The following is a 13,349-nucleotide window of genomic DNA, read 5'->3' on the forward strand; positions in this document are numbered from 1 at the left end:
CGCCGATGACGCGGCTTGTGACTTCGCTTGGCATCGTGATCGCGCTGACGGCGATGGCGCCCGCGGCCCAGGCCGGTTCTTACGCCTTCTCGGTCGGCGGCCACCGGTTCCATATCGAAGCGGCGCGCAATTGCCGGTCCAGTTCCTGTGTTTCGATTTCCAGTCGCAGCCTGCGGCCAGCGGAAGATGTCGGCACGACACTGCCCCCGCCACCTGCGCCCGCACCAATTGTCCAGGCGCCGCAGCCGGTTTATCCGGTTGCCCCGGTCAGGCCGGTGCAGGCAAGCGTGGTCGCCCCGCCACCGGCGCCGCCGGCCCCCGTCCTTGCCGCCGCGACTTCGCAGCCCGTCGCGCCTCCGCCGGCACCAAGATTCGAGGCGCCAACGAATGAGCCGCTGAGCCCCAATCCGCCGCGGATTGATTGGCAACGCATCGAACCGCCGAAGGCTGTTACGCTCGCTCCGCCGGTTGTCGCTCCGAACCCCGAGATCAAGGAAACGTCACCGATCGCACAGCGCAGCGACGACGAGCCGGCTTATCTGCCGCTCGGCGAATGGGAGAGCACCGGCGCGAAAGGCACGGTTCGGATCGAACGCTGCGGCCCGGCGCTGTGCGGTTTCGCGCTTACTGAAGCGTCGAGCCGGGGCGAGAGCGTGCTCGTCAACATGAAGCCGAAAACGCACGATGTCTGGACCGGCAGCATCTACAGCCGCTCCAGCGGCAGCACCTATTATGGGAAGATGACATTGACGAGCACCGGCAAGCTCCATGTCGAGGCTTGCGCATTCGGCCGCTTCTGGTGCTCCGGCAACGATTGGACGCGCGTCGAGGAGCGGCAGGAGAAACTGGTCACGACGTCGGGGCAGTGGAGCGCGCGATCATGAAGCGCGGAACCAAGTGATGCGGCGGCGCGATCTAGATCATGCCGAGCACGATGGCGCCGACGAAGGCCATGGCGAGGTACGCGGTGATAACGCTCAGTCTCCCTGTGAACGTCATGAGGCGCTCCCTCCGTCGCGCGGCCTTCGTGCGGGAATGGTTAACAGAAAGTCTCTTTCGGAAAAAGTCAGCCTTGCTGTCGCTCGTCTCCGCCGGGGTCCGGGCGTTTGCGCGCGGCATGGTTAAAGAAGGCTGAAATCAACACGTTGAAGAGTCTTTAAGTAAATTCACCGAACGTGCGTGCATGACGCGCGGAGTTCGTTTGTATCTCGTCGGCTCCATCGTCCTTGTTTCGCTAGCGGGTTGCGGACGCGGCTTCTTCCAGGCCGAACGTGAACCGTGGCGGGCCGAGGCCGAAGCGGCGTGCCTGAAATCGGGCGCCGTGAAAGAGGGGCCGGATCTCGTCCGCATCGACCCGATCTCAGGGCCCGGCCAGTGCGGCGCCGAATTTCCGCTTAAGGTCGCCGCCCTCGGCGAAACCTCGAGCAGCTACGGCTTTGCCGATGAGGAACTGCGCCCGCCCGGGACCGTCGGCAACCAGCCGCGCTGGCCGGTGACGCAGCCGCGATCGAATTACCCGCAGAGCCAGACTTATCCGGCCTCGTCCTATCCGCAGCGGTCGAACTATCCCGAGAGCGCGGTGCGCCAGCCTTCCGGCTACGGCGCGCCGTCCGGTCCGGTGTCGCTGAACGCGCCCGGCGTGGCGCCGCAGGAGGACGAGATCGACCTGCCGCCCGAGGGCATCGATGCCGCGGGCGCTACGCGCTACATGAACGCGCCGAGCTATCCCGCCCGGCCGGCGCCTTACTCACAGGCGCCCGTGCAGCAGGCATTGCCGCGTCTTGGTCCGGCGCAGGGTAATCCCGTCACCGCCGTCGGCCCCGTCGCGATCAAGCCGGTTGCGACGCTGGCCTGTCCGATCGTCTCCGAGCTCGACCGCTGGCTCGCCGACACGGTGCAGCCCTCGGCGATGCGCTGGTTCGGCGCGCGCGTCGTCGAGATCAAGCAGATCTCCGCCTATTCCTGCCGCGGCATGAACGGCAATTCGCATGCTCACATCTCCGAACATGCCTTCGGCAACGCACTCGATGTCGCCGCCTTCGTACTCGCCGACGGCCGCCGCGTCACGGTGAAGGACGGCTGGCGCGGCATGCCGGAGGAGCAGGGGTTTCTGCGCGACGTGCAGTCGGGCGCGTGCGCGCATTTCACCACGGTGCTGGCGCCGGGCTCGAACGTCTACCACTATGATCACATCCACGTCGATCTGATGCGCCGCGCCAGCCGCCGCCTGATCTGCCAGCCTGCCGCCGTCTCCGGCGAAGAGGTTGCCGGGCGGGCCCAGCAGCGCAATCCTTACGCCGGCAGGCGCGATCCCTATGTCACCGGATCGCTCGGCCGCAAGAGCGCGCCGCGCAAGCACGAAGAAGACGAGTACGCCGACGAGTGAGATGACCGCCGACATCGTCCGCTATCTCACCCACCCGCAGGTGCAAATCGACCCTCACGTGCCCCTGCCGCAATGGGGCCTGAGCCCGGTCGGACGCGCGCGAACCGAGACGGTGGCGCAGGCGGGCTGGCTTGCTAACACCACGCAGATCATCTCGAGCGGCGAGCGCAAGGCGATCGAGACCGCCGGGATCATCGCGGGCCCGCTCGGGATCATGATCGAAATCCGGGAGGCCATGCATGAGAACGACCGCTCCGCGACCGGCTTCCTGAAGCCGGCCGAGTTCGAGCAGGTCGCCGACCGGTTCTTCGCAGAGCCGTATCTCAGCGTCCGCGGCTGGGAGCGCGCCGTGGATCGTGCGCGAGGCCGAGGCGGTGCTGGCGCGCAATCGTCCCGGCGACATTCTCTTCGTCGGCCACGGCGCCGTCGGCACGCTGCTGTTCTGCCATTTTAGCGGGCATCCGATCGATCGAGTCCATGATCAGCCGGCTGAAGGCGGTCATTGCTTTGCGCTTGCAAGGCAGGACAGCAGCATTCTGCACGCATGGTGCAGGATGGAAGAGATCGTCTCCTAGTGTGACGGATTGCCCGCGATCGCGAGGGCGGCCGCAGGCAACGAGCGCTGCGTCTTCGGCAACGCAATTCTCTCGCGCAAAAATTTGCGCAGTCGGGATTTTCCTCCAAGGCATTGAACTGTCATCACTAATCGCGCCCTGACGGGTTTCACCGGCGGTTGGCACAGTCGCTGCAATGAGAGTGCTGCAACGAAGCGGTGCGGCCGGCGCCGTGAGCCATCGGAACCCGTCATGCAGATGTCTGTCACCCCGCCTTGCTCCGATCTCGAACAGCGCGTGCTGTCGCGCATCACGGAGGAGCGCTGGCTTGAACTGGCATCCGAGCTGATCCGCACCGGCCAGCCGCGCTCCGGCAATCCGCTCGATCCCGATCTGCCGCCTGCCGAGGAGGAAGCCATCTCCATGCTGGTCGCGGGAAAGCTCGAAGCCCTCGGCATGGAGGTCACCAAGCATAGCGCGCAACCGCACCGGCCGAACGTGCTCGGCGTGCTGAAAGGGCGGGAAGGCGCGCCGTCGCTGATCCTCAACGATCACCTCGACACCTATCCGGTGGCCGAGCCCGAAAAGTGGCACATGACCGATTTCGATCCGTTCAAGGCCACGCGCCACGGCGATCTGCTTTACGCGCGCGGGACCTCCGACACGCGCGGCAATCTCGCGGCGTCATTGCTCGCGGTGCAGGCGCTGATCGAGGAGGGTGTGAAATTCGATGGCACCCTGATGTGCTGCTACACCGTCGACGAGGAGCGCAACGGCACCGAGGGCTCGATCTACATGCTGAACAAGGTCGGCCTCACCGCCCACTACGAGATCACCGCCGAGCCCACGGCCTGGGGTGATGTCAGCAAGGACTGGGGCATGAACCTGTCGGTGGCCAATTCCGGTCACTGCCTGGTAGAGGTCACGGTCGAGGGCATCAAGTCGCATATCTGGCGCCCCGACATCAGCGTCAACGCCATCATGGAAGCAGCAAAGCTGCTGCCGAAGCTGAAGGAGATGGCGTTCACGCATGTGCCAAGCAAGTTCATGGGGCACACGCCGCCCTGCTGCTCGGTGGTTCGCATCCGCGGCGGCCTTCCCGGCGAGATGCAGTTCTCGCCCGATGCCTGCACGATCACGCTCGCGGTGGTCGGCATCGTGCCGGGCATGACGCTTGGAAGCGTGATCTCCGACATCGAGCGGCTCGGGCAGGAAACATTTGCGGGCGTCAACGACGTCAAGGTCGGGGTTCGCCAGGTCCCCGGCTCGCTGTTCGTCAACGCGACCGAACCGGTGCCGGTCGAGGAAGAGCCTTGCCGCTCCTTGCGCGCGGTCTATCGGCGCCTGATGGGCCGCGAGCCCGGCGTCAATCGCAAGAACGCCTTCAACGACACCATCCGTTTCCGCGAGGCCGGCATCAACGCCGTGACCTTCGGTCCGGGCGAGGATGGCTGGGCCGTCGACAACGAGAACATCTCGATCACCAAGTCGGTGATGGCGACTCGAATTTACGCGCTGACCATCATGCAGATCCTGGGAGTGCGCGCATGAGCGCCGAGGCGAGCCCCATGGCCATTCCGATCCCGGCCGATCGCACCCGAAGGGGCACCCTGCGGCTGCCGAGAGTCTCGCGATCGATGCTGCTCTCGACGCTCACGGTTGCCGTGCTGCTTGCCGCTTGGGCCATCGTCACGGAGATGGGCTGGGCCAACGAGTTGTTTCTGCCGAAGCCGCAGGCGGTGTGGGCCGCATTCATCAAGACCATGACCAAGGGATATCAGGGCGCGACGCTGCTCCAGCATCTCGGTGCCAGCCTGTACCGCATTCTTACGGCGTTCGCGCTGGCGTGCCTCGTCGGCATTCCGCTCGGCGTTCTCATGGGCGTGTCGCGCAACGCACGCGCACTGCTCAATCCGCTGATCGAGTTCTACCGGCCGCTGCCGCCGCTCGGGCTCTACACGCTGCTGGTGATGTGGCTCGGTATCGGCGAGAGCTCGAAACTGTCACTGCTGTTCCTCGCCGGTCTGCCGGGCATCGTGATCTCGACGATCCAGGCCGTCACCAGCGTCGATCCGGTCTATGTGCGCGCCGCGCAGTCGCTCGGTGCAAACAGGCGCCATCTGCTGTTCCACGTCTATCTGCCCGCGGCGGGACCCTTGATCCTCGCCGGCATGCGCATCTCGCTCGGCTTCACCTACACCGTTCTCGTCGCCGCCGAGATCGTCGCAGCCTCCGCCGGAATCGGCTGGATGATCTGGGACGCTGCGAAATTCCTGCTGTCCGACGTCGTGATCATGGGCCTGATCGTGCTCGGCCTCACAGGCGTCGTGCTCGACCTCATGATGCGGGGAATCGCCAGATTGTTGATGCCGTGGGCCCGAACCTGATCCTGATCGAGGAGAGATCGATATGATGAAGAGACTGATTGCGACCCTTGTTGTTTCCACGTTTACGCTCACTGCGGCGGCGCGGGCCGAGGACAAGCCGGCGAAGGTGACCGTCGGCTATCTGAACCTTGTGAACGCGCAGCTCGTCACCAAGCATCTCGGCCTGCTGGCCAAGGAGATGCCGGGCGTCGACATCAAATACGTCAAGGTCGGTGGCGGCGGCGACATGCTGCGGGCTATCGCCGGCAACGACGTCGACTTCGGCGGCCTCGGCAATCCGCCGACCGCGATCGGCGCAACCCGGGCGCTGCCGATCAAGGGCATCCTGGTGATCAACCTGCTCGACTATGTCGAGGCCATGGTGGTCCGCACCGACAAGAACATCACGTCTCCCAAAGACCTCAAGGGCAAGACAGTCGCGGCGCCGTTCGGATCGACGACGCATTATCTGCTGCTCCAGGCCCTGAAGGACGAGGGCGTCGATCCCGCCTCGATGAAGATCCTGGACCTCGCGCCGTCGGACATCGCGGCGGCATGGCTTCGCGGCGATATCGATGCCGCCTGGTTCTGGGAACCCAACCTCGACAAGGCCGTCAAGAACGGCGGAAAGATCCTCATCACCTCGGGCGAGATGACGAAGCGCGGCTATCCGACCTGGGACATCGGCGTCGTCATGAACGCGTTTGCGGAGAAATATCCATCGTATGTCGAGAAGTTCATCAAGGCCGAGTGCGAGGGGATCGATTTCTGGCTGAAGAACCCGGAGAAGACGGCCGAGATCATCGCGGAGGAGCTGTCACTGCCGCTTCCCGACGCGACGCGGATGATGAGGGGGACCGGCATGGTTCCGTGTAACAAGCAGATCACGGAGGAGTATCTCGGCACGTCCGCGAAGAAGGGCAAGTTCGTCGATACGCTGATCTCGACGGCGGATTTCCTGGTGAAGCAGGAACGGCTGCCCAAGTTGCTGCCGCGCGCGGACTTCGAAGCCTTCATCCAGCCGGCCTATCTGGAAAAAGTGACCGGCCACTGAGGCCGAGAGCCGGCGAGGCGGGCCTCGCCGGCTCCTTCCCATTCCCACCAGTACGTGACCGACATGAATCTCGCGCCCAGCCACCTTCGCGTCGCCTACCGCAGCGGCGAGTTCAAGCCGTCCGATGTCGCCGCGCACGTGCTGTCGCGTTTGAACGACGCCGACCAGAGCGGCGTCTGGATCTCGACGGCGAATCCCGAAAGCGTCATGGCCGCCGCGCGCGCTCTCGATGCGCGCATCGGCGAAATCGATGCGCTGCCGCTCTATGGCCTGGTGTTCTCGGTCAAGGATTGCATTGACGTTGCAGGCGAGCAGACCACGTCGGCCTGTCCCGAATTTGCCTATCTCGCGAAGGACACGAGCCCGGTGGTGGCCGATGCCATTGCCGCCGGCGCGATCTATGTCGGCAAGACCAACATGGATCAGTTCGCGACCGGCCTCGTCGGTGTGCGCTCGCCCTATGGCGTCGCCCGTAACCCGCACAATCCCGATTACATTCCCGGCGGCTCCAGCTCCGGCGCGGCGGTGTCGGTCGCGACCGGGACGTCGTCCTTTGCATTCGGCACCGACACCGGCGGATCGGGCCGGGTGCCGGCGTCCTATTGCGGCGTCACCGGCTTCAAGCCGGCACCGGGCGCCTTCAGCCAGCGCGGCATGGTCTACGCATGCCGGAGTTTCGATACCATCTCGCTCTACACGCAGCAGCCGGACGATGCCTACGACGTCTATCGCGTGCTGGCGCGGCACGATCCCGATGACTGCTTTTCGCCGGTCGAGTTTGCCGGTTGGACGGAGCAGGCATCGCCGCCGCGGCCGCTGAAGATCGCAACGCCGCGCGTGGATCAGCTCAAGTTTTTTGGCAATACCGAGACGGAGAGGCTGTTCGGCGATGCGCTTCACAGGCTGAGGCAGCTCGATCTGCCGGTCGCTCCGGTCGATTTCTCGCCGTTCACCTCGATCAACGATCTGATGTTCTTCGGGCCGTTCCTTGCCGAGCGGGATGTCTCGGTCGGTGCGTTCCTCGATGTCAATCCCGATGCCGGCGTCAGGATCGTGCGCGATCTCGTCATCGGCAGCCGGAAGTTCACCGCGGCTGATACCTACCGTGCGCTCTATGAGGTCAGGGAAGTCCAGCGTTCGCTTCGTGAATTCTGGGAGACGCACGATGCGCTGGTCGTTCCGACGGTCGGCACCATCCTCAGCATCGCGGACGTTGCGCGTGATCCGCTGACGTCCAATTTCAACAACGGCTACTACACCAACTACGCCAATCCGCTCGGGCTCGCCGCAATCGCCGTGCCGAATGCGGTGACCGGAGCCGGCGTGCCCTATGGCGTCACGTTTCTGGCGCCGGCCGGAAGGGAGCGCCTGCTCACCGATCTGGCCTGCGCCTTCATGGAGGCGGCAGCCGGCCCCGAACATCTGCGCCGCGTTGCAATCTGATCGGAGACCTCCTAGCCTTCGAGCCGTCACTCGAAGGGAGACCGATCGTGGAGCGCAGCGATGCGCATGAGGTGGCCGATCCAGCCGAGTCGCGCGCCGAGCTGTCACGGCCCGGGACCGGACGTTACGTGCTGAAGGCGTTGGACAAGCCCGATCTCGATCTGGTGATGCGCACCGGCAGGCTAGCCACCTACCAGAACCGCGAGTATCTGCTGCGGGAGGGCGAGCCCGCGAACGGCATCCACATCATCCTGAACGGGATCGTCGAAAGCACCCATGCGGGCACGCAGGGGCGCGAGCTGATGCTGTCGACCTGGGAGGCTGGCGATTTCGTCGGTGCCCCCTACATTCTCGGCGATCATCGGCACAGTTGGTCGGCCCGCGCGCTCGGCCGGGTCGAGGCGCTGCATCTCGATCAGGACGCCGTCCGCCGGCTGATCGCCCAGTCGCCGTCGTTTGCGGTCGCGTTGATCGAATGCCTGGGCTTCAAGGGCGAGACCTATTCGATGCTGGCGCAGATGCTGGCGGGGCAGAAGGCGGCCGAACGGCTGGTGCTGCTGCTGGTCAAGCTGTGCGAAAACGCAGCGCAGGACGAGAGCGGCCCGATCTCGCTCGGCCGCATCACGCAGGCCAATCTCGCACGTATGATCGGCGCGACGCGCCAGTCGATCAGCCTGATCCTCAACCGTCTCCAGGACGACGGCATCATCGCGACCGGCCCCACCAAGATGGTCGTCAATGATCTCGCGGCGCTGAGGAAGCAGGTGACCGACTAGCGCGCGCTGCCGTAGTCATGACGAGCCCAGCTTCGACGGGACCAGCCCCATGCACCGCTGCACCTCGCCCGGGACGTTGTAGGTGCGCATGATATGGCGGCTGTCGCGCAGGCCGGTCGCCTCACGTTGCACCACGAGCATCCAGAGCGCCTGGCCGGCTTCCATCACCAGCTTGTGCCTGACCGGCTGCACCGAGGCCGGCGTTTCCGGGAGCGCGTGAACGGCATCGAACTCGCGCAGGCGCGCGAGCGCCTGTTCGAGCGCGCGGCCCATGCGTCCAAGCGCGGAGGCCTGTTCCTGGACGATCTCGTAATGGAGGATATCGACGGGCGGGCGAAGATCACGAGGCATGAGCCCAAATATAATGCTGAGACTTCTACAGGTGCAACTCAGCCGTCATTGCGAGGAGCGAAGCGACGAAGCAATCCAGAGTCTTTCCGCGAGGGATTCTGGATTGCTTCCGCCTTCGCCAAAGGCTTCGGCGGACAAGTCGCTGCGCTCGCGATGACGGCAGAGCTTGTTCTGCGCGGTTACCTCGCCCGGTACGCCGCCAGAAACATCCGCGTCGCGCTGTCGACCACCTCGGTCATGCGTTCTTCCGACGGTGCCGGTGCGGCCTGGAACACGAAGGGCAGGAAGAGCGAGGCCTTGCACAGCTCCATGAACTGCGAGGCGGCAAGATCGCAATCGTCGATCTTCAGATCGCCGGAGACGGCATGGGCTTTGAGATAGTCGGAGAGGCGGTTGATGGTCTTGTCCAGCACCCGCGCATAGTAGCGGCGGCCGACGTCGGGCATGCGCTCGGCGATCGCCATCACGGTGCGGATCGCCGACCCGCCGCCGGGCCGGCACAGGAGATGGATGTAGGCCTGGCCGAACTCCTTCAGCGTGGTCTCGGCGTCGCGCGCGGGATCGAAATTGAACACGACCTGGCCGTGCTGGAGCGCTTCCTGCTCCAGGATGGCTTCGAACAGCGCGCATTTGTCGGCGAAGTAGACGTAGAGCGTGCCCTTGGAGACCTGCGCCGCACGCGCGATCTCGCCCATGCTGGCACCGTCGAAACCGAGATCCATGAACACCTTGCGGGCCCCGTCCAGGATCTGGCGGCGCTTGGAGCTGTCCTCCTCTTGGATGACGTGCAGATGTTCGCGGCTGGCTACAACCATTGGTTCAGGGTCTCGGAAGGTTTCTCGGCGGGGCCCCAACTATGAAACGCAAATAAAGGATTCGGGCCAGTAGGGTCCCGCCCGGGAACATTATGTATATTGACCGAACCGTTCGGTCAATGGTATTTGGGATGAGCGAGAGGGAACAGTGCCGCAGGTCGGCCGTCCTTGATCGCGCCTTTATAGTGGGGAGGCCTTTATGGCCGTATCGAGAGACCAGGCCGCGCGCGTCCTTCGCCAGGAAGCGGTGGAGACGATGCCGGCGAATGGTGAAGCTGCGACCGAGACAGCCGCCCCCCTTGCCGAGCAGTTGCGCTCCCATGTGGTCGAGGAAACCAAGCGCCGCACCGGTGAGGCGCCGGAGAAGCCCGTGACCGACAAGCCGGCTGCACCAGCGCCAGAGGCGACCGCCGCTGCGGGCGCACCGAAGTCCGGCAAGCGCAAATTCGTCATGATGGGAATCGGCCTCGTGCTGGCGCTCGCGGCTGCCGGCTACGCCGGCTATTACACGCTGGTCGGCCGCTTCTACGTCTCCACCGACGATGCCTATGTCCGCGCCAACAACACCATGCTGGGCGCGCGGGTTGCCGGCCACATCTCCTCGATCCTGGTCGGCGACAACGCTCTGGTGCGCGCCGGCGATATCGTCCTTCGCATCGACGACGGCGACTACAAGATCGCGCTCGATGCCGCCGCGACCCGGATCGCGACCCAGCAGGCCACCATCGATCGCATCGGGCGTCAGGTCGCGGCGCTCGAAAGCCAGGTCGCACAGGCCAAGGCGCAACTCGTCTCCGCGGAAGCGGGCCTTAAGCGCGCCGATCTCGACTATGAGCGCCAGCAGGCACTGAACAGCAAGGGTTTTGCCTCGCGCGCCACCTTCGAAACCTCGGAGGCCGGACGTGACCAGGGTGCGGCCGCGGTCAAGGCCGCGCAGGCCGCCTATGACGTCGCGGTCAGCAATGTCGACGTCGCCAAGGCGCAGCAGGCCGAAGCCCAGGCCCAGCTCGCCGAGCTCAAGACCACGCTGGCCAAGGCGGAGCGTGATCTCGCCTTCACCGCGGTGCGCGCGCCGGTCGACGGCACGTTCTCGAACCGCCTCGTCAGTGCCGGCGACTTCGTTGCGGTCGGCCAGCGGCTCGGCAACGTCGTGCCGCTCGACAACGTCTATATCGACGCCAATTTCAAGGAAACGCAGCTCAAGCGCATCCGCCCCGGCCAGCCGGTGACGATCAAGGTCGACGCCTATGGCATGCGGAAGTTCTCGGGCGTCGTCGACAGCATCGCGGCCGGCGCCGGCTCGGTGTTCACGCTGCTGCCGCCCGACAACGCCACCGGCAACTTCACCAAGATCGTGCAGCGCGTGCCGGTCCGCATTCGCGTGCCGAAATCGGTGGCGAAGCAGAACCTGCTCCGCGCCGGCATGTCGGTCTACGCCACCGTCGATACCAACAAGGGCGCGGCCGACGCCGACAGCGAGGTCGATCTCGACGATCCCACCGCGATCCACCCGCAGTAGGATTTGGTGACATGAGCCGCGCCGCCGCCTCTCACGCAGGTGCGCTCCCTCTCCCGCTTGCGGGAGAGGGCTGGGGCGAGGGTGCCTCCGCAACGGGACAATCCCCAAGCGGAGGGAGCTCTCACCCGGCGCTTCGCGCCGACCTCTCCCGCAAGCGGGAGAGGTGCACCGACCTCGCGGCTTGCTTCAGTCAGAGCTGACACAATGGCCAACGCCACCACCGCTTCCCCCGCCATGATGGCGAACCCCGCTTCGGAGCGCATCGCGCCGAAGCGATTGTTCGCCTTCATCATCATGGTGTTCGGGATGTTCATGTCGATCCTGGACATCCAGATCGTCTCGGCGTCCTTGAGTGAAATCCAGGCCGGACTGTCGGCAAGCTCCAGCGAAGTCTCCTGGGTCCAGACCGCCTATCTGATCGCCGAAGTCATCGCGATCCCGCTGTCGGGATTTTTGTCGCGCGCTTTCGGCACGCGGCTGTTGTTCGCGATCTCGGCGGCCGGCTTCACCGCCTCGAGCCTGCTCTGCGGCTTCGCCACCACCATCGAGGAGATGATCCTCTGGCGCGCGCTCCAGGGCTTTCTCGGCGCCGGCATGATCCCGACGGTGTTCGCCTCGGCCTACACCGTCTTCCCGCGCTCCAAATTCCATATCGTCGGTCCCATCATCGGTCTCGTCGCGACGCTGGCTCCGACCATCGGGCCGACCGTCGGCGGTTACATCACCGATCTGATGTCGTGGAACTGGCTGTTCTTCATCAACGTCGTGCCCGGCATCGGCATCACTCTGGGCGTGCTGGCGCTGGTCGATTTCGACGAGCCGCATTTCGAGCTGCTCGACCGTTTCGACTGGTGGGGGCTGCTGTTCATGGCCGGCTTCCTCGGCACGCTGGAATATGTGCTGGAGGAAGGCCCGCAATATGAATGGATGCAGGACACGTCGGTTGCGATCTGTGCCTGGATCTGCGCGATCTCGGCGATCGCCTTCTTCTGGCGCGTCTTCACGGCGGCCGAGCCGATCGTCAATCTGCGCACCTTTGCCAACCGCAATTTCGCGATCGGCTGCCTGCTGCAGTTCTGCATCGGCATCGGCCTCTACGGCCTGACCTATATCTATCCGCGCTATCTCGCCGAGGTGCGCGGCTACAGCGCGCTGATGATCGGCGAGACCATGTTCGTCTCGGGCATCACCATGTTCCTGGTCGCGCCGCTGGTCGGCCGTCTGATGGTGAAGTTCGACATGCGCTACATGATCGCGTTCGGCCTCGTCGTGTTCGCGATCGGCTCCTACCAGATGACCTGGATCACCCGCGACTACGATTTCTACGAGCTTCTGGTGCCGCAGATCCTGCGCGGCGTCGGCATGATGTTCGCGATGGTGCCGACCAACAACATCGCGCTCGGCACGCTGGCGCCCGACCGGGTGAAGAACGCCTCCGGCCTGTTCAACCTGATGCGCAATCTCGGCGGCGCCGTGGGCCTCGCCGTCATCAACACCGTTCTCAACGACCGCACCGATCTGCACATCAGCCGCCTCCAGGAGCGGGTGACGTGGGGCAATGCGACCGCGACCGAAACCCTGACCATGTTCATGCAGAAATTCCAGGGGCTCGGCGATTCCACGCTGATGGCGATGAAGCAGCTCTCGCAACTGGTGCACCGCCAGGCCGTGGTCATGAGCTTCGGCGATGCCTTCTTCATGCTGACGCTGTTCTATCTCGGCCTCAGCCTGCTCGTGACCCTGCTGAACAAGCCGGCCTCGATGACCGGCGGCGGCGACGCGCATTAATTTGCAACACTCGCGCGTGATCTCGCGCGAGCCCCGTTGCAAATTACCGGCGACGCATCTATAAAGCGCACCTCATTCACTCGAACCGGGAGGATTTGCATGATTTCGTCGCTTTCGCAGATCGTACGCCCGCGCTCGGTGATGTTCTGGCTCGGTACGTACGCGGCCTGTTAGAGGCCATTTCCGCCAGCTTCGATTGGGCTCCAAGTCCCGATCGCCCGATTTCCCAACCCAAAGCCACCTTTAGCTGACGCCGTCTCGGCCCGTCGTGGCCGGCCTGCGTCCATCGATGGAGCC

The 13,349-nt window shown here is 64.8% G+C and carries 11 protein-coding genes and 1 pseudogene; 10 read left to right on the forward strand and 2 right to left on the reverse strand.

Annotated elements, in window-relative coordinates; all coding sequences use genetic code 11:
* Positions 1 to 5: 5 nt before the first annotated feature.
* The 8 genes and pseudogenes from OC450_RS02195 to OC450_RS02230 all read left to right on the forward strand — a co-directional run bounded on the left by OC450_RS02195 (position 6) and on the right by OC450_RS02230 (position 8,579).
* Positions 6 to 884, forward strand: a complete 879-nt coding sequence (locus tag OC450_RS02195; protein ID WP_256805981.1) for a DUF2147 domain-containing protein — start codon at positions 6 to 8, stop codon at positions 882 to 884.
* A 299-nt stretch (positions 885 to 1,183) separates the two neighbouring features.
* The gene (locus OC450_RS02200; RefSeq protein WP_211384474.1) at positions 1,184 to 2,386 is read left to right on the forward strand and encodes an extensin family protein; all 1,203 of its coding nucleotides are present in this window, start codon (positions 1,184 to 1,186) and stop codon (positions 2,384 to 2,386) included.
* A 1-nt stretch (position 2,387) separates the two neighbouring features.
* Positions 2,388 to 2,961, forward strand: a pseudogene (locus OC450_RS02205) (histidine phosphatase family protein).
* A gap of 231 nt (positions 2,962 to 3,192) precedes the next feature.
* Positions 3,193 to 4,491, forward strand: coding sequence for a M20 family metallopeptidase (locus OC450_RS02210; RefSeq protein ID WP_262047083.1), 1,299 nt, complete (start codon positions 3,193 to 3,195; stop codon positions 4,489 to 4,491).
* On the forward strand, positions 4,488 to 5,327 hold the full coding sequence (locus OC450_RS02215) for an ABC transporter permease (RefSeq protein WP_211384477.1): 840 nt from the start codon (positions 4,488 to 4,490) through the stop codon (positions 5,325 to 5,327). Before OC450_RS02210 ends, OC450_RS02215 begins: the two co-directional genes overlap by 4 nt.
* 22 nt (positions 5,328 to 5,349) lie before the next feature.
* Positions 5,350 to 6,360, forward strand: a complete 1,011-nt coding sequence (locus tag OC450_RS02220) for an ABC transporter substrate-binding protein (protein ID WP_262047084.1) — start codon at positions 5,350 to 5,352, stop codon at positions 6,358 to 6,360.
* A 63-nt stretch (positions 6,361 to 6,423) separates the two neighbouring features.
* The gene (locus OC450_RS02225) at positions 6,424 to 7,803 is read left to right on the forward strand and encodes an amidase family protein (RefSeq protein ID WP_262047085.1); all 1,380 of its coding nucleotides are present in this window, start codon (positions 6,424 to 6,426) and stop codon (positions 7,801 to 7,803) included.
* A gap of 47 nt (positions 7,804 to 7,850) precedes the next feature.
* Positions 7,851 to 8,579 carry a Crp/Fnr family transcriptional regulator gene (locus OC450_RS02230; RefSeq protein WP_211384480.1) on the forward strand — a complete coding sequence of 243 codons (729 nt, stop codon included), beginning with the start codon at positions 7,851 to 7,853 and terminating at the stop codon, positions 8,577 to 8,579.
* A 15-nt stretch (positions 8,580 to 8,594) separates the two neighbouring features.
* Here the strand turns inward: OC450_RS02230 and OC450_RS02235 are convergent, their stop codons facing one another.
* Together OC450_RS02235 and OC450_RS02240 are read right to left on the reverse strand one after the other, a co-directional pair.
* Positions 8,595 to 8,930, reverse strand: a complete 336-nt coding sequence (locus OC450_RS02235) for a DUF6665 family protein (protein WP_262047086.1) — start codon at positions 8,928 to 8,930, stop codon at positions 8,595 to 8,597.
* Positions 8,931 to 9,109: 179 nt separating this feature from the next.
* Complete coding sequence (locus OC450_RS02240; protein ID WP_262047087.1) at positions 9,110 to 9,745, reverse strand: TetR/AcrR family transcriptional regulator; 636 nt, start codon at positions 9,743 to 9,745, stop codon at positions 9,110 to 9,112.
* Between the two features lie 199 nt (positions 9,746 to 9,944).
* Here OC450_RS02240 and OC450_RS02245 point away from each other — a divergent pair, with 199 nt between their 5' ends.
* Both OC450_RS02245 and OC450_RS02250 read left to right on the forward strand, forming a co-directional pair.
* Positions 9,945 to 11,264, forward strand: coding sequence for an HlyD family secretion protein (locus tag OC450_RS02245; RefSeq protein ID WP_256805998.1), 1,320 nt, complete (start codon positions 9,945 to 9,947; stop codon positions 11,262 to 11,264).
* A gap of 204 nt (positions 11,265 to 11,468) precedes the next feature.
* Entirely contained in the window at positions 11,469 to 13,052 is a 1,584-nt protein-coding gene (locus OC450_RS02250; RefSeq protein WP_211384484.1) for a DHA2 family efflux MFS transporter permease subunit, read from the forward strand.
* Positions 13,053 to 13,349 lie beyond the last annotated feature (297 nt).

This window comes from Bradyrhizobium sp. Bra78 (genome assembly GCF_024519855.1).
In the GTDB taxonomy this organism is placed as follows: Bacteria; Pseudomonadota; Alphaproteobacteria; order Rhizobiales; family Xanthobacteraceae; genus Bradyrhizobium; species Bradyrhizobium japonicum_G.